The organism is Exiguobacterium sp. s127 (genome assembly GCF_018618695.1).
GTDB classification, from domain to species: Bacteria; Bacillota; Bacilli; order Exiguobacteriales; family Exiguobacteriaceae; genus Exiguobacterium_A; species Exiguobacterium_A oxidotolerans.
In genome coordinates this window covers 1-398 of record NZ_JACSMO010000035.1, presented here as the reverse complement: position 1 = coordinate 398, position 398 = coordinate 1, and the positions used below count along the sequence as shown (strand labels likewise).

1 pseudogene is annotated in these 398 nt (G+C 51.8%); it reads right to left on the bottom strand.

The features are described from left to right. A pseudogene (locus KNP98_RS15940) lies at positions 1-398 on the bottom strand (copper amine oxidase); the annotation flags it as partial.

Sequence of the window (398 nt, the reverse complement as noted above, 5' to 3'; positions counted from 1 at the left end):
GCGTTTTGACGTTTGCGTGCCACGACGATTCCAGCTGCACCGAGTGCAAGACCGAAGAGTGCGAGTGCACCTGTTGTTGCGTTGTTGCTTGTGTCGCTCATGCCGCCGTTACCTGTGTTCGGCATTGAACCTGGTGTACCGTCCATGAATTTCTCAGGAGATTGCATGACGATCGCGTTACCGAGGTTTTCACCGACACCGTACATGTAAGCATATGACTCGCGGAACGTATCGACTGATCCTTTGTAGTCGCCTTCCGTGTACTGCATGAACGTGTCTTGGACATATGTTTCATGGCCAGCGACTGCTTCTTGTGCTGCTTTCGTCGGAAGGTTTTCTTCCGTTGCTGCTCCGAGGAACGCACCGAAGTCGTTCGAGAACATTTTAAGCATGTCTTG